A 13872-nucleotide genomic window follows, 5' to 3' on the forward strand; every position below is an offset into this window, starting at 1 on the left:
TTCGAGCCGGTCAGGTGCAGATGCTCGCGCGCCGCATCGAGCAGGCTCGTGCGGGTGTCGAGCTCGAGCTCGCGCCGCTGGCCGTTGATCGTGAACCACACCCGCGCCAGGACAGGGCGGTCGCCGGACGCAGCGTCGGCGCGGGCGCCCGCGGGAAGGGTGGAAAGGGCCGCGGCGGCGGTCGCGCTGGCGACCACGTCTCGTCGGCTCATGTCGAATTCTCCAGGCGGTGCCATCATGGTCTCCGAACCTGTTGCGGGGGGGGCGACGACGCGCCCGAAGGCCGTCCATCGGAAGCGGAATGCCCAGGGCAACTCCGGCAGGCTGGATAAGCTCCAAAGTGCCATCGGCTTCGGTCCGGTGCTCGGCACGGACATTTCGCCCCGGCATCCCGCGTCGGGATCGACTCGCCTGCCGCATCCGGGGTCCTGGCGGCTCCCGAGGACGTGGCACCGACCCCGGTCGCCTGGTTCGGTCCGTCGCGCGTTCACGCCTTGCCGGTTGGTCGCACCCTTCCGGGTGCCGACGCCTCGGAATCTCAAAAACCCTGCCTCCGCCGCCCTGATGGTCGCGGGATCGGCGGTGACGAGGAATCCCCGACATCGCTCGGCGAGGCGAAGGGCCGTGATGCCGCGCACATGGGATGATGATGCACACGCGCGCCACCTCTCGGGTGACCATGCGAGGGCCGTGCGTTCGTCCGCGATGATGCATCGGGGATAGCGCGGCTGGCCGGGCACCGTCTCGATGTCGTCCTCGGTACCGTAGGCGTTGCGGATCGACGACCTCCCGCCCGGTCGACGCCCGAGCCGACGTCGTGTGGTGGGTTCGCTTCCGGCGTGGCCTCGGTGCGCGAGCTGACGGTCAGCGCGACGATCGGCGATTTCGTCGTCGATCCGACTGCCGCTGCAGAAGATCCGATCGCCCAAGGCTCGATGATTCGGTCTCGCTCATCGAGCGGCCTCCGTCACGAGGAGACAGGCTGCGCACGACAGGGTGGTTCAGGTCGAAATCGAGACGCCGTCCGTGCGGCGTTCGGGGATGTCGCGATGCGCGTCACGGTCATCGGCGTCGCGCCTCGGCTCACCGATCCGCGATCGCGATTCGCCGGCGGCCGTATCGGCTGCGCCGGCGGGCGGGCCGCCGAACGCAGATCGTGACGCCACGGGAGCGCGGACTCAGCGAGCGGGCACGGCCTCGGCGACCACCTCGACGACGCGGCGCGGCGCGACCGGCTTCGTGGCGGCCACGGGCTGAGGCGTCGTGGTCATATCGCTGACGGAACGCGTCTGCTGAGACGTCCGGGCCTGCTCGCGGTAGAGCGGCGGGGTGAGGTTCAAGGACTCGTCGGCCATCGCCGCGCCGGCGGAGACGGATGCCGAGGCGAACGCGATGAGGGCGAGGGCGTGGGTGAAGCGCATGACGGATCTCCGGTTGGGTCGCTTGCAGAGCCGACCGACCGAGAGATTGAACCACAGAATTTGTGCGTTGCGACATGTGCATTTTGCAACGCAACATAATGCGAGCAAAGGCCAGTTCTTCTTTTATAATTCCGCCCCCGGACGCACTCATCTGTCCATCGCAACACTTCGCCATGCACTCGGCGCATACGGAATTAAATCGGTATCACGACGTCAAATTATCTTTTCGGCGCCCGAAAAAACAATTTTACCAATAATGTCGCGATACGTTCAGTCGCTCCCGAGCCCGCTCTTTCTCTTCAGGGCATCACATGCGGCCCCGGTCGATGACTGACCTCGCGCGCGGCGCCATCGGTCGCGCATTCAATCGACGATCGCTGAATCCACCCTCTTCGTGAATTCGGCGTCGAGGGTTGCGGCGGATTTGACGATGGCAAGGACACCTTGGCGCGTCGCCTTGTCGGAGATGCCGGCAAACGTCCTGATCAGGTCCATCACCTCGGAATCCTGTAACAGTTGCTGAATTGAATCGCGGCCATCGCCGATCTCTGCCGGAGCGTCGAAGAAGGTCGAGACCGGGACGCCCAGGAAATCCACGATCGCCTGAAGCCGGGCGGCACCGACACGGTTGCGTCCCTTCTCGTATTTCTGGACCTGCTGGAACGTGACCCCGAGAGCCTGCCCGAGCGCGGTCTGGCTCAGACCTTGAGCGGTCCGATACGCCGCGATGCGGCTTCCGATCGATCGGTCGCCGCTGGTCGCGAGCTTCGGCGCATGGATGGGGGTCATTCGGGCATTCGCTTTCAGGTTGGAGACGACTCGACCAGCGTCGCTGCTGTTCCGAGCACATCCCAATACGCATTGCGCGCGATTGAGTTTCGCGGCTGCGATCAATCCTGGGTTGCAGAAATGTCATAGCTTGGCCTTGTGACGAACGGCCGAGCGGATCGCGTGCCGGCCCCGTGGAGGCCGTGCGCCATGCACGGTGCCGCGAGGTTCTGCCGCACCGACGAAGCGAGCGGTGCGGCGTTGCCCGCGGCGAACGTGAAGGAGCTGGCATGGCCGACAAGGCAGACGTGACGACGTACATCCTGAAGCAGGCGCTGGCGGCCAAGGTCGGCGACCACGTCGAGATCGCGGTTGAGGCTGAGGACGGGACGCGGTTCAAGATCCGCTCGACGTCCGAGCAGCTCGACGCGCTCGTGGGCGACCTCGACGGCATCCTCGATGCCGACGACGCCGACGCTGCTTAAGGCTTCCCAAAAACGGTCCGCCTCCGCATCCGCGGGGGCGGACCCGTGCCCCGTTCGACCGAGGCGTCCGGCGGCTCGACTGCACCGGGCCGGCCGCCACGCCTCACGGTCTCAGGCCGGCCGCGCGAAGTTCCCGCTCGACGGCCTCGTAGACCAGAGCCATGCCGTCGTCTGTCGGCGCGGCCTGCTTACCGGACACCGTCGTCGGCTCGACGCGGTCCGCGACGGTCCGCGGCGGGTGCCGTGTCCGAAGCTCGGCGTACTCGACAGGGTGCTGCGGCCCTGCTCCGAAGAACAGCGACTTGAGCTTTTCCCAAGCGCGCGTCATGCGGTCGCCGCCTGCCGCATCGGTCCGGCCGCACGGGACGCATGCATCCTTTCACGCCCGGCTCGCGACGACGATGTGCCTGCGATCTCCCGAAGGAACGCGGACACCGCGCCATCGGACAGCCACGCGTCGACGAGGCGGGACGTCGGTTTCTCCGGCGCCTGCCGGGCAGAGGCCACGTAGCTCCTCGCGATGAAGGTCGAGCGCGTCATGGTATGGGCCGGGTCGGTTCGCGGCGTCGCCGCCTTGAGGAACGGCTCGCTTCCCGGCACCCCATCAAACGCGGCGATCTCGGTGTAGACCGGCCAGCATCCGAACCCGCCGCGGTCGTCGGCGAGATCGCAATCACCGTAGGCGATGTCGAGCACGCGGGTACCCACACCCGTGGTTGGCAAACGTAATGTCGGCTCAACGTCACATAGAGATGGCTGGAAAAGCAACCTTCTCTCGCGGGTGAGATCTGCATGAGGCGACGACGCTCGGCACTGACGACAAGCTCAAGCCGACGTCTGCAGCGACAAGCCTGTCTCCGCGGCGGTGGTCGTCGGATCAGGCAAGGTCCGATCGACGGTCTTCGGCAAGTCCGGCTGCCTGCTCTGGCGCATATCGAGCCAAGCACCGGCGCGATGATGGACTTCCCTCCGAAGGCAGCGTCACGCTGCGATGGCCGGGGACGTCATCGTCGCGGATTGACCCTCGGCCACCTTCCGGCTCGCGGCATCGATCGTCTTGCGAAGGATGACGATCGTGTCCTCGACCGCGGTCTGGGTCGACAGTTTCGCCCCTTCCGGGCCGGTCAACGTTCGCAGGGCGCGCACGAGCGAATGCTCGAAATGGTCCAGTGCCTCTTCGGCGCGGCTTCCCGACAGCTCTCCGAGCCGCACCAGGGCGACCTGCAGGGCGACGCCGAGAAAGCCCTCGATCGCCCGCTTCTCGAAGGTGGCGCTACGGTCGACGGTCATGGTTCGATCTCCCGAAGCATCGTCCGTGATCACTGGTTCACGGACAGTGCTTCATCTTGTTGTGAGATGGCATTGTCTTCACGCGAGCCGGCATCCGTCTCGCTCGAAAATGCTCTAGGCAGCGCGCGCCGACGACCGGCGACAATGCGCCTGGTCCATGATCTCGGCGACGCGCTCGCCGACCGCCAGAGCGATGGCGTCCGAGCGTTCGCCTTCGGCGCGGGTGCGGCAGACCCCCGTGAGGACGTCGGTGACGCGCTGCTCCATCACGGCCAGCAAGGCGGCGGCCGCCTGCGGCTGCGCCCCCTGCACCACCGCCGCGAGGTCGTAATAGGCGTCCTCGATGAGACGGAGCGTGAGGCGCTCGACCGCCTGTTCCTCGGATTGCGCAAGACCAATCACGTCGGCACCCGTTCTCGTCGATCTACTGACGCAACTTTCGATTGTAATGGTTAACAAGTGGTGAACGTGCCGTCGGTTCGGTCGAGAGCGGCAGGACACCTTAAGCGGACGGCGTCGCGTCGGCGGAAGGCCGCAAGGTCGCCCTAAAAGCTCAGGAGCCGGCGGATCCGGTGGGGCGAACGGGTCCAGCGATCGTCGGGATCGCCGCGGCTGGCGACAGAGGCCACGGCGACCATCAGGGCGCAGGGCATGATCAGTGCGGCGATCAACGGCAGATACATGGACCGACCACAATCGTGAGTTGTCCTAGGTGTCCCGTGTGGTGGTGAACGCTTTGTTAAAGCCGCGGCGTCCCGCCGTCTTTTGCTTGCCGAACCCTGCATCGTGGCCGACGATGCTTCGCCTTTCACATCGTCTGCGTGCCGTCATCAGTCTCAGCTTGCCGCCCCCCGTGACGGCATTGCCGGCATCGTCGTGCGCCATCCTCTCGGGCCAGGTCTCGGACGCGCCTCTCCGACGTGCGACGGCGACCGCTCCGGCGTGCCGGCGTCCGACCGATCAGATGATGTGCAGTCAGACGATGTGAAGGTAGGCGGGATCGAACTCGGCGACCGTCTCGAGGCCGTCCCAGTCCTGGATGATCAGCTCGCGACGGTGAAGCGTCACGAAGCCGAGCTTCCTGAGTTCCTGCAGCGAGCGGTTCGCGTGCACGGAAGACAGGCCCAAAGCGTCGGCGAGTTCGGCCTGGGTCAGTGGCAGCACGTACCGGAAGTCGTCCGCTACGCCGACCGTCCTGAGCCGGATGTACATCTCGCAGAACAGGTGCGCCATCCGGCCGACCGCCTGGCGCCGGCCGAGGCTGATCACCCGCTCGCGGCAGCGCGTGGCATCGATCAGCGTATCGCGCCACAGGGCCATCGCGAGGGAGGTGTTCCGCTCGATCAGCGCGCGCATGTCGCTGTGCGCGACGAAGGCGACCGTGGTCTGGGCGATCGCCACGAGCCCCTGGTCCATCACGTGCAGGTGCAGGCTCTCGATGTCCGGGATGTCGCCGGGCACGTAGAAGGCGAAGATCTGGCGCTGTCCGTTGGCGAGGCTGCGGCAGCGATACGCCCATCCGTCCATCACCAGGCAGCACTGCTTGGGCACGTCGCCTTCGTGAACGATGCTGGTGCGTCCGCCGAAGGTTCGCACCGTGAACGACAGGTTCTCGATGTCGGCGCGATCCCGAGCCGAGATCTGCGCCGTGCTCTTCAGCTTGCGGATCAGCCATGACGCTGGGGCGACCGATGGGAGGCCCGGGTCGGGGGCGTCGCTCACCGATCGACCAACCAGAGGCCGGTCAGGCTCAACGTCGTCGTGAACACCGGATGCCGGTCCGCATCCCTGGCGATCACGGTGAAGGTGTGCCGGTCACCGTTCCCGATCTCGAACCGTGCGATCTCGGGAAGGATCTGCATGGCGGCACTTCGAACCGCGTCGAGGTCGGCACATTTGGTTCCGGTCTCGTCGATCCGAAGGTCGCCGTCCGCGATGTCGAAAAAGTAGCGTGGCAACGTCGTCTCCGATGGACGGGAGGCAGGCACCCCGATCGGCAAGCCATGGCTGGCGATCGGGGCGCCTACGAGCCGCATAGCGAAGGCGGCGCGCTTTCACTCCATCATAAGTTAAATGGCGCAATGCTGGGTTGATGCAGGCTCGACGCGATGGGCTCGGTCGGCATCATCGCCGCCTCGACGGGCGGTCTCGCTCCGCTTCGGCAAGTCGTCGGCGCACGCCCGGTCCCGAGTACTGAATCCGGCTCGACCGTGGACCCGTTGTTCATCGCAGCAGCCGGAAGCCGCGGCGAGCACGCTGTCGGCATCGTGCTCCGCGGCTACGACGGCGACGGCGCGGAAGGCCTGCGGATCATCGAGGAGTACGGTGGTGTGGCCCTCGTCCAGAAACCCGAAGCGGACGCGCAGCCCTCGATCCCCTGGGCGCCGATCCTCGCCGACCGTCCCGCTGCCTGCTTGTCGGTCGAGGCGATCGCCGACCCGGTGTCCGCGCTTTGGCGCGGGCAGGTGGACGGCTACGCGGCCGACAGCCGCTTCGTGTTTTCGGCGACGTGCTCGCGGTATCGCGCGACGACGAGTTCGGGCGAGCCGCCCATCATCAGGGTGCCGGCGGCCTCAATGCTCGCCTGAATCTTCTCGGCCACCATCGAGTGCATCTCGGCCATGCCCTCGCGGCCGCCCCAGGCTAGCCGCACGAGGCGCAGCTCGATCACCTTCTGGGATTCGAAGGCGAGCATCATCGACGAGAAGAAGGGATTGTACACGGGACACTCCACACCGCTGACACGTGCGGCGGAGGATCAACCGGCTCAAGCGCCGAAAAGGTCCGCGGCCCTAACGCCGTGGTTGCCGGCTCGTCGAGAGATGGCGAGCACGGATGACGAGCGCGGAAACCCTTCGGCCGGCTCCGCCGTATCCCTGGTTTCCGGCCTTCCCTCGGCCGCCCTCACGCGAAAAGCGGCTCATGTCTCGCATCTCCGTCACCGTTCTCGCCGGCTGCGTGCTCGCAGCCCTGCTCGTTCCGGCCGAAGCCGCGCGGAAGAAGGTCCGGGTCCCCGATCGGTTCGACGGCTCGTGGACCATCACGGCCGTGACCGAGGAAGGGCCGTGCCCGGCGAGCACGCGCTATCAGGTTCAGATCAAGGATAGCGACGCTTCGATCCCAGGCGACGAGATCGACGTCGACGGCGGCGTCTCGCAGGGCGGAACCGTGCAGGCCACGATCGTCAAGGGCGCGAACCGGGTGCCAATCGCGGGAACCCTCGACGCCGCGGGCAGCGGCAGCGGAACCTGGCGCACCACCGGCGGCATCGTCGGTTGCAGCGGACGGTGGAGCGCCAGGCGCTCCGGCTAGGTCGCTCGACACTTCGGGCGTCAGAGCCGGATCGCGGTTGGCGATCGTGTCGCGGATCTCGCAATCCGGAACCGTTCAGCCGCGCTCCCAGGTCGCGTGCTCGTCGGAGCCCTCCGGGTAGGGGGCGGCGCCGATCGGCTCGCCACGATCACGGGCGTAGCGGCCTTCCTGGCTCACGAAGACGGAGACCGTTGCGAAAACGACATCGTGCACCTCCGGGCGACGCCGACGATGCGGAAAGATCGTCCAGCACCGGCTCGTCTTCATCCTTGGGCTCCTCACCGGCGTCGACGTGCCAGCCCGAGGGGCGGGAAATCGACGAGGAAACCGAGTTCACGCCGATTCCGAACTTCGGTCGCCGACGGGATCGACCGCTCGGCGGATCCGCAGAAGCAGGAACGGAAGTAGATCGGACCTCACCGATCCTCGCGGCGCCACCGACGATGCGGCCGAGCCCGAAGGCGGGCCGTCAACCGAAGAACGATCCGACGGACGGCAGGGCGGTGCTGGCTTCGACTTTATGGGCGGCGACGCGAACGTGCGGAATGCGGGTGAGAGCGTCCCCGTACTGGGCGCGGATGTGCTCCGGGACGAGCGGCAATGCCTTCAGATCGGCGGAGGTGATCCGGGCGGCGGCGCGGTGTTCGAGGTTCGACATGGCGGATCTCCGGTTCGGGGACACCGACGGTGTAGCTGTCAGCGCTTGCGTTGCACCATAGATGGGGCTCGCAGTGCTGCGGTGCAGCGAGAACGGCTGCCGCGCGGCGATCTGTCCGTCCCGAACGAAGCCGATCTCAGAAGCTTTCCGTCGATCGCACGGCAGGCGCCGGAACGCATAACCGTCCACCATGACCTGCTCATGAAGCCTCCGCTTCGCGAACCCGCAGACCCTCTCCATGCCGCGGGGCGGAGATTGGGTCGATTTCGGATTTGACTGAGGAACGGGAAGTCGACGCATGAAAATGGCCCTGCAGGCCAGATGCTGCAGGGCCATCGGATCGGACGTCTGAGATCGCTTTCGGGCTTCAGCAGTCGTTGCTGCCCGGCTTCACCACTTGGCCCTCGGCCGGTTTCTGCTCGCCGTCGGCGGGCTTGGTGCCGGCACCGACGTTGTTCAGGGCACCGACCGTTCCGGGGGTCTCGGCCTTGGCGCCGGGGGTCGTCTTCGCCGTCGAGGTCCCGTCGGCCATCGAGCTCTTGTCGGCCGAAGACGACGTGCCCTGGTTGTTAGTGGTCGTGCCCACCGCACAGGGGGCTGCGACGGACGCGCCGGCCGTGAGCATCAGGATGGCGGCAGCGCTAGAAAGGGTCGTGAATTTGGTCATGTTTCCTCCGGAGATATGCCGAGAGAAGCCGGCCTACGAACGATAGTTCCGAAACGGCCGCAGGAATCGGGCAAGACCTCTTGTCTCGTCCTGCTCCTCCGCTTCGCGAACGATCTCCGTCGCCGCATCGTCGGCGCGACCCCTGATCCCTCGATCGAGACCGGGCGCGCTGTCCAGACCGTGCAGCGCCTGAAGCAGCATCGGCGGCAGGGCGATGCGATGCTCCTGCAGCAGGAGTGCTGCATCGTTCAGTGCCTTGACCTGCGCCTCCGGAATCGGGCGATTCATGATCTGCGCGTCGAGCACCGCATCGGACAAGATTCCGATCAGGCGCAGGACTTCGGACATCTGCGCGGTGTCTCCCTGTTCGCCCGCCATGATCCACATTCCACTCGAGGTCGACGCACGCCGCGTTCGGAGCCAAGCTCCGGAAGAGAATGCCGCGAAGCCGAGGACGCTGCGTCCTCAGTTCTGTCCCGTGCATTCCGCGTTGAACGGCCCGAGGACGATATCGCCCTGGTTCGGGTTGTTGACGGTGAAGGGCGCCGTGTCCTTCGTGCCGACGAAACCGGGGCCGAGATCCGGCTGGAAGAAGCCGTCGCCGAACTTCATGTAGCAACGGTCGAGGACCGCCTCGTATTCGAGGTGGATCTTCGCGGCTTCCCGCCCGCCCGCGACCGACTGCCCGAGGCGGCCGAGCGGTGCGCAGTAGGCCGTCAGATCGACGTGCCCCGGCTGCGACAGCCGCACGGTGGCGAAACGCCCCGGCTTCACGACGAAGGCAGGCCCACCATCCTGGCTGGCGACCAGCACGGCGGCGGAGCGATTATAGACCCGCCTCAGGCAGTCCGCCGAGGCGGTGCTCGTCCACCCCACCACGATGACGGTCGAAGCCATCAGGGCTCGGGCGCAGGCGGATCGGGTGAACATCATGACACGTCTCTCGGTGGTTCCGGGAGGCAAACGCCGAAGACGCTGCCGTTCAGAGTGATCAACGCGAAACCAGCGGTTGCGATCAAATTTTGCTCTCCGAAGCCGTACGCGACGCGCCGTACGCCGAAGCCGCCCTTGCCGCATGGGCAATTCGGCCGGCGAGGACGGCGCATCACCCCCCGCGCTTGACATATATCTATTTTGGATATTAGTTAGATGTATAACGGATATATGGTGCTGCCGTGAGCGAGACCGAATTCCTGGAGGCGTACGATCCCGCCGCGTTCGCGCGGCCGGCGCTCACCGTGGATCTCGTCCTGCTGGGGCTGAGTGAGGGCCGCCCGGCCGTGCTCATGATCGAGCGCTCGCAGCACCCGCATGCCGGCCGGTGGGCGCTGCCCGGCAGCTTCGTCGCGATCGACGAGCCGCTCGACGCGGCGGCCGGGCGCATCCTGCGCGAGAAGGCCGGCTTCGGCGCGGACGAGGCCGCCCGGACGCATCTCGAGCAGCTCTACACCTTCGGCGCCGTCGACCGGGACCCGCGCATGCGCATCGTCTCGGTCGCCTACCTCGCCCTCCTGCCCGAGGCGCTGTTCACGCAGGTGCTGATGGGCGACGCCGGGTTGTCGGCAGCCCGGATGGCGGTGCCCGGGGAGAGCGAGGCGGGCCGCCCCGTCGCGGTCTTCGCCGCACGGGATCGGGCGGCGCGCACGCCTCTGCCGCTCGCCTTCGACCACGCCGACATCCTGGCTCTGGCGATCCTGCGGCTGCGGGGGAAGATCGATTATTCCGACGTCGGCTTCGCGCTGCTGCCGGAGACCTTCACCCTGCGGCAGCTGCAGGACGTGCACGAGGCGATCCTCGGCACGACCCTGAACAAGCCGGCCTTCCGCCGCCGGATGCTCGATCGGGGCTGGCTCGTGCCGACGGGTACCCGGGAGACCGGCACCTCGTTCCGTCCCGCCGAACTCTATCGCTACCGGAAGCCGCTCTGATCTGCGGCTCCGCCCCCACGAGGAGGGTCCCATGGCTACGATCCGCAACATCGGTCCGGTCGCGCAGCTGAAGAGCGAGGCGAGCAGCCACGTCATCCGCTACCGCAACGGCCGCATCCGGCAGAGCGGGCGCGGCCTCGTCTTCTGGTTCCGGCCGGAGACCGCGAGCATCAGCGAGGTGCCGATGGACGACCGCGAGATGACGCTGTTCGTGCGCGGCCGCAGCCGGGACTTCCAGACCATCGTGGTGCAGGGGACGATCGGCTGGCGCGTGGTCGACCCGGAACTGCTGGCGAGCCGGGTCGACTTCTCGCTCGGGCTGCGCACCGGCAGGCCTCAGGGCGAGCCGATCGAGCGCATCGAGGCGCGTCTCGGCGGCATCGCCGGCCAAGCGGTCCTGCAGGCGATCGGCGGGAACCCGGTCGGCGCCCTCCTCGATGCCGGCCCCGAGCCCCTGCGCGTCGCCCTCCAATCGGTCCTGGAGGCGGCGCCGGCCCTGGCGGAGATCGGCATCGCGGTGGTCTCGGTGCGGCTCACCAACCTGGCGCCGTCGAGCGAGCTGGAGCGCGCGCTTCAAACGCCGACCTTCGAATCCCTTCAGCAGAAGGCGGACGCGGCGACCTTCGCGCGGCGCGCCCTCGCGGTGGAGAAGGAGCGGGCCATCGCGGAGAACGAGCTCGAGACGCGGACGGAACTGGCCCGGCGCGAGGCGCTGCTCATCGCGCGGGAGGCTGAGAACGCCCGCGACCGTGCCGCCGGCCTCGCCGAGGCGCAGGGGCTGGAAGCGGCGGCGGAAGCCGAGCGCATCCGCCTCGTGGAAGGCGCCCGGGCGGAGGCCGAGCAGCGCCGCGCCGCGATCTATCGCGATCTCCCGCCGGCCGTGCTGCTCGGGCTGGCCGCGCGCGAACTCGCGGGCAAGCTCGAGACGATCGAGCACGTCAACGTGACGCCCGACCTGCTGGCCGCCGCCTTGGGCGAGTTCCGCAGGCCGGTGCCGCCGCTCGCGGCCGCCTCGCGCTAGGCGTCGTGCCATGCCGGTGATCACCCCGCGGGCGGTGTTCGTCATCCGCGACACCGATTACGAGGCCCTGCTCGCCCGCCACGCCACCCGCGGGCAGGCCCGCTTCTTCCTGGAGAGCCGCGGCCAGAGCCTGGCCGAGGTCGAGGCGCGCCACCTCAGGTTCCACGCCGTGCTCGGGCAGGCGCGGGCGGCGGTGCCGGGGGACTGGCGGCAGGCTCTGACCCGGCGCGTCGACCTCGATCGCTTCCTGTTCGCCCCCGAGGACGTCGTCGTGACGGTGGGCCAGGACGGGCTCGTCGCCAACGTGGCGAAGTACCTGCGCGATCAGCCGGTGATCGGCGTCAACCCGGACCCGGACCTCTACGACGGCGCCTTGGCGCGGATCGCGGTCGGGCGCCTGCCCGCGCTGCTCCCGGCGAGCGTCGCCGGGGCGGCCCCGGTGGAGCGCCGCACCATGGTTCAGGGCGTGCTCGACACCGGCGAGCGGCTGCTGGCGCTCAACGAGATCTTCGTCGGCCATCGCAGCCATCAATCGGCGCGCTACAGGATCGAGGCGGCGGGCACGGCCGAGGACCAATCGTCGAGCGGTCTCATCGTCGCCTCGGGGACCGGCCTGACCGGCTGGGCCCGCTCGATCGGGGAGGCGACGCACCTCACGGTCGGTATCGGGAGCGAGGAGGCGGCGGTCGGCTACTGGGTGCGCGAGCCGTTCCCGAGCGTCGCCACCGGCACCGCCGTCCGGGCGGGCAAGCTGACAGGCACGGCGCTGGCGGTGACCTCGCGGATGAACGAGGGCGGCGTGGTCTTCGCCGACGGGATTGAGCAGGATTTCATCGCCTTCGACTGGGGTCGGCGGGTCGAGCTCGGCCCGGCCGACCGCGCCCTGACCCTCGTGGTCGCGTAGCGTCGCAGCGGCTCAAGCCGAGGGCTCCGCCGCGGCGTCGGCCCAGCTCTGCAGCGGAAACGTCCGGTCGTAGGCCAGATTGAACAGGAAGGCGTAGGCCACGTAGAAGCCCGCGATCGCAAGATCCATCACCAGGGCCTCGACGAGGCCGATGCTGAGATACCAGGCGATCGGCGGCAGCAGGATCACGAGCAGCCCGGCCTCGAACAGCACGGCGTGCGCCACCCGCAGGGGGAGGCTCTTGCGCGTATGCCCGACCAGCCGCTGCATCGCGCGGTCGAAGCCGAGGTTGTAGGCGTAGTTCCACGCCATCGCGACCAGCGCGCTTCCGACGCCGATCACGCCCATGTCGGCGGCGTGCAGCCCGAACAGCAGGGTCCCGAGCGGGATGATGAGCGCGAGCCCGATCACCTCGAACAGGACGGCATGGCGGATGCGGTCGCGGGTGGTTCGCATGGTCTGGCCCGAAAAAACCTCGTTGGTCGACCGCGTTCTATCTGCGATATCTGGCCCGGCAAGTTGGTACGTATCTCGGAAACCGATGGATGGCGGTCTCGCTCGATCAGCTTCAGGCCTTCGTGGCGGCGGCCGAGGCCGGGTCCTTCTCCGGCGCCGCCCGCGTGCTGCGGAAGGCGCAGTCGGCGGTCAGCACGCAGGTGGCGAACCTCGAAACGGATCTCGGCCTGGCCTTGTTCAGCCGGGCGGGCCGGAACCCGGTGCTCACGCCGGCGGGGGAACGGCTGTTGCTGGAGGCGCGGGTGGTGCTCGACCTGCGAGAGCACCTGATCGGAGTCGCGAGCAGCCTCGAGCAGGGGGTAGAGAACCGGCTCGTGGTCGCCATCGACGAGCTCTATCCCGAGCACGCGCTCGGCGCGCTCTTCGCCGACTTCGCCCGGCACTTCCCATCGGTGGAACTGGAGCTGCTCTTCCCGCTGATGGAGGACGTCAGCCGCATGGTGCAGTCCGGCGCCGCCGACCTCGGAGTGATGTGGCGCCAGGAGGTCTTGCCGACGGAGCTCGGCTTCCAGACCATCGGCTGGGTGCCGCTCAAGCTCGTCTGCGGGCGCGATCACCCGCTGGCGAAGGCGCGGGTCGCTTGGGAGGAGCTGAAGCGCCACCGCCAGATCCTCGTCGCCGCGCGCGGCGACGGGCCGGAGAAGCGCCGCCTTCGCGTGGCCGCCGAGGTCTGGTGGGTCGAGAGCCACTGGGTGATCCTGGAGATGGTCAAGCACGGGATCGGCTGGGCCTTCGTCACCGACCACGTCATCGCCGCCTCGCAGACCGCGCCGGACCTCGTCACGCCGGACCTGCAGTTCGACAAGGGCGACTGGCCGATCGCCCTCGAGCTGGTCTGGCACAAGCGGCGACCTTGCGGCCCCGCCGCGGCCTGGCTGCGCGAGCGCTTCGCCGCGGAGCGC

General features: G+C 68.0%; 25 protein-coding genes and 1 pseudogene. 8 read left to right on the forward strand and 18 right to left on the reverse strand.

The features are described from left to right. Window positions 1-212 (reverse strand): annotated as a pseudogene (locus FV223_RS08030) (aldehyde dehydrogenase iron-sulfur subunit); the annotation flags it as partial. A gap of 636 nt (window positions 213-848) precedes the next feature. On the opposite strand from FV223_RS08030, the gene FV223_RS08035 reads away from it, so the two are divergent. Then, window positions 849-1160 carry a hypothetical protein gene (locus FV223_RS08035; RefSeq protein ID WP_147726321.1) on the forward strand — a complete coding sequence of 104 codons (312 nt, stop codon included), beginning with the start codon at window positions 849-851 and terminating at the stop codon, window positions 1158-1160. Between the two features lie 18 nt (window positions 1161-1178). On the opposite strand, the gene FV223_RS08040 is transcribed toward FV223_RS08035, so the two are convergent. Both FV223_RS08040 and FV223_RS08045 read right to left on the reverse strand, forming a co-directional pair. Beyond that, a complete protein-coding gene (locus tag FV223_RS08040; protein WP_147726322.1) occupies window positions 1179-1421 on the reverse strand; it encodes a hypothetical protein in 243 nt (80 codons plus the stop codon). Between the two features lie 363 nt (window positions 1422-1784). Next, window positions 1785-2210: a helix-turn-helix transcriptional regulator gene (locus FV223_RS08045; RefSeq protein WP_147726323.1), complete on the reverse strand. Its 426-nt coding sequence runs from the start codon at window positions 2208-2210 to the stop codon at window positions 1785-1787. Window positions 2211-2479: 269 nt separating this feature from the next. On the opposite strand from FV223_RS08045, the gene FV223_RS08050 reads away from it, so the two are divergent. After that, window positions 2480-2674, forward strand: coding sequence for a hypothetical protein (locus FV223_RS08050; protein ID WP_147726124.1), 195 nt, complete (start codon window positions 2480-2482; stop codon window positions 2672-2674). A gap of 103 nt (window positions 2675-2777) precedes the next feature. Here FV223_RS08050 and FV223_RS08055 read toward each other — a convergent pair whose 3' ends face one another. From FV223_RS08055 to FV223_RS08080, 8 genes are all read right to left on the reverse strand, one after another. Continuing rightward, complete coding sequence (locus FV223_RS08055; protein WP_147726324.1) at window positions 2778-3002, reverse strand: hypothetical protein; 225 nt, start codon at window positions 3000-3002, stop codon at window positions 2778-2780. Then, window positions 2999-3370 carry a hypothetical protein gene (locus tag FV223_RS08060; protein ID WP_147726325.1) on the reverse strand — a complete coding sequence of 124 codons (372 nt, stop codon included), beginning with the start codon at window positions 3368-3370 and terminating at the stop codon, window positions 2999-3001. The genes FV223_RS08055 and FV223_RS08060 overlap by 4 nt, the downstream gene beginning before the upstream one ends. 285 nt (window positions 3371-3655) lie before the next feature. Then, window positions 3656-3964: a hypothetical protein gene (locus FV223_RS08065; protein WP_147726326.1), complete on the reverse strand. Its 309-nt coding sequence runs from the start codon at window positions 3962-3964 to the stop codon at window positions 3656-3658. Between the two features lie 114 nt (window positions 3965-4078). Beyond that, window positions 4079-4366 (reverse strand): hypothetical protein, encoded by a 288-nt coding sequence (locus FV223_RS08070; protein WP_147726327.1) that lies wholly within the window; start codon window positions 4364-4366, stop codon window positions 4079-4081. A gap of 143 nt (window positions 4367-4509) precedes the next feature. After that, window positions 4510-4647 carry a hypothetical protein gene (locus FV223_RS30190; RefSeq protein ID WP_187274779.1) on the reverse strand — a complete coding sequence of 46 codons (138 nt, stop codon included), beginning with the start codon at window positions 4645-4647 and terminating at the stop codon, window positions 4510-4512. 25 nt (window positions 4648-4672) lie between these two features. After that, a complete protein-coding gene (locus FV223_RS31240) occupies window positions 4673-4849 on the reverse strand; it encodes a hypothetical protein (RefSeq protein ID WP_210247502.1) in 177 nt (58 codons plus the stop codon). A 90-nt stretch (window positions 4850-4939) separates the two neighbouring features. Next, complete coding sequence (locus FV223_RS08075; protein ID WP_147726328.1) at window positions 4940-5686, reverse strand: Crp/Fnr family transcriptional regulator; 747 nt, start codon at window positions 5684-5686, stop codon at window positions 4940-4942. Then, entirely contained in the window at window positions 5683-5922 is a 240-nt protein-coding gene (locus FV223_RS08080) for a hypothetical protein (protein ID WP_147726329.1), read from the reverse strand. Before FV223_RS08080 ends, FV223_RS08075 begins: the two co-directional genes overlap by 4 nt. A 150-nt stretch (window positions 5923-6072) precedes the next feature. Between FV223_RS08080 and FV223_RS08085 the strand changes: the two genes are divergently transcribed. Then, window positions 6073-6552: a chemotaxis protein CheB gene (locus FV223_RS08085; RefSeq protein WP_147726330.1), complete on the forward strand. Its 480-nt coding sequence runs from the start codon at window positions 6073-6075 to the stop codon at window positions 6550-6552. Here FV223_RS08085 and FV223_RS31635 read toward each other — a convergent pair. Continuing rightward, window positions 6438-6686, reverse strand: coding sequence for a hypothetical protein (locus FV223_RS31635; protein WP_147726331.1), 249 nt, complete (start codon window positions 6684-6686; stop codon window positions 6438-6440). The genes FV223_RS08085 and FV223_RS31635 overlap by 115 nt on opposite strands. Window positions 6687-6799: 113 nt before the next feature. Between FV223_RS31635 and FV223_RS08095 the strand changes: the two genes are divergently transcribed. After that, window positions 6800-7276 (forward strand): heme utilization protein, encoded by a 477-nt coding sequence (locus FV223_RS08095; RefSeq protein WP_246689638.1) that lies wholly within the window; start codon window positions 6800-6802, stop codon window positions 7274-7276. Window positions 7277-7351: 75 nt separating this feature from the next. Here FV223_RS08095 and FV223_RS08100 read toward each other — a convergent pair whose 3' ends face one another. The 5 genes from FV223_RS08100 to FV223_RS08120 form a co-directional block, all read right to left on the reverse strand. After that, entirely contained in the window at window positions 7352-7543 is a 192-nt protein-coding gene (locus FV223_RS08100; RefSeq protein ID WP_147726332.1) for a hypothetical protein, read from the reverse strand. A 202-nt stretch (window positions 7544-7745) separates the two neighbouring features. After that, the gene (locus tag FV223_RS30195) at window positions 7746-8270 is read right to left on the reverse strand and encodes a hypothetical protein (protein ID WP_187276092.1); all 525 of its coding nucleotides are present in this window, start codon (window positions 8268-8270) and stop codon (window positions 7746-7748) included. Between the two features lie 31 nt (window positions 8271-8301). After that, window positions 8302-8601 carry a hypothetical protein gene (locus tag FV223_RS08110; protein WP_147726334.1) on the reverse strand — a complete coding sequence of 100 codons (300 nt, stop codon included), beginning with the start codon at window positions 8599-8601 and terminating at the stop codon, window positions 8302-8304. Window positions 8602-8634: 33 nt separating this feature from the next. Further along, on the reverse strand, window positions 8635-8979 hold the full coding sequence (locus FV223_RS08115) for a hypothetical protein (RefSeq protein ID WP_147726335.1): 345 nt from the start codon (window positions 8977-8979) through the stop codon (window positions 8635-8637). An 87-nt stretch (window positions 8980-9066) separates the two neighbouring features. Next, window positions 9067-9498, reverse strand: coding sequence for a hypothetical protein (locus FV223_RS08120; protein ID WP_246689639.1), 432 nt, complete (start codon window positions 9496-9498; stop codon window positions 9067-9069). A 278-nt stretch (window positions 9499-9776) separates the two neighbouring features. Between FV223_RS08120 and FV223_RS08125 the strand changes: the two genes are divergently transcribed. From FV223_RS08125 to FV223_RS08135, 3 genes are read left to right on the forward strand one after another with little or no spacing between them, the layout of a single operon-like run. After that, on the forward strand, window positions 9777-10529 hold the full coding sequence (locus FV223_RS08125) for an NUDIX domain-containing protein (RefSeq protein WP_147726336.1): 753 nt from the start codon (window positions 9777-9779) through the stop codon (window positions 10527-10529). 31 nt (window positions 10530-10560) lie between these two features. Continuing rightward, window positions 10561-11550: an SPFH domain-containing protein gene (locus FV223_RS08130; RefSeq protein ID WP_147726337.1), complete on the forward strand. Its 990-nt coding sequence runs from the start codon at window positions 10561-10563 to the stop codon at window positions 11548-11550. Between the two features lie 10 nt (window positions 11551-11560). Further along, window positions 11561-12454, forward strand: a complete 894-nt coding sequence (locus tag FV223_RS08135; RefSeq protein ID WP_147726338.1) for an NAD(+)/NADH kinase — start codon at window positions 11561-11563, stop codon at window positions 12452-12454. 12 nt (window positions 12455-12466) lie between these two features. Here the strand turns inward: FV223_RS08135 and FV223_RS08140 are convergent, their stop codons facing one another. Continuing rightward, a complete protein-coding gene (locus FV223_RS08140; protein ID WP_147726339.1) occupies window positions 12467-12910 on the reverse strand; it encodes a PACE efflux transporter in 444 nt (147 codons plus the stop codon). 89 nt (window positions 12911-12999) lie between these two features. Between FV223_RS08140 and FV223_RS08145 the strand changes: the two genes are divergently transcribed. Further along, on the forward strand, window positions 13000-13872 hold an 873-nt coding region (locus FV223_RS08145; protein ID WP_147726340.1), incomplete at its 3' end, for a LysR family transcriptional regulator.

Source organism: Methylobacterium sp. WL116 (assembly GCF_008039455.1).
Classification (GTDB): Bacteria; Pseudomonadota; Alphaproteobacteria; order Rhizobiales; family Beijerinckiaceae; genus Methylobacterium.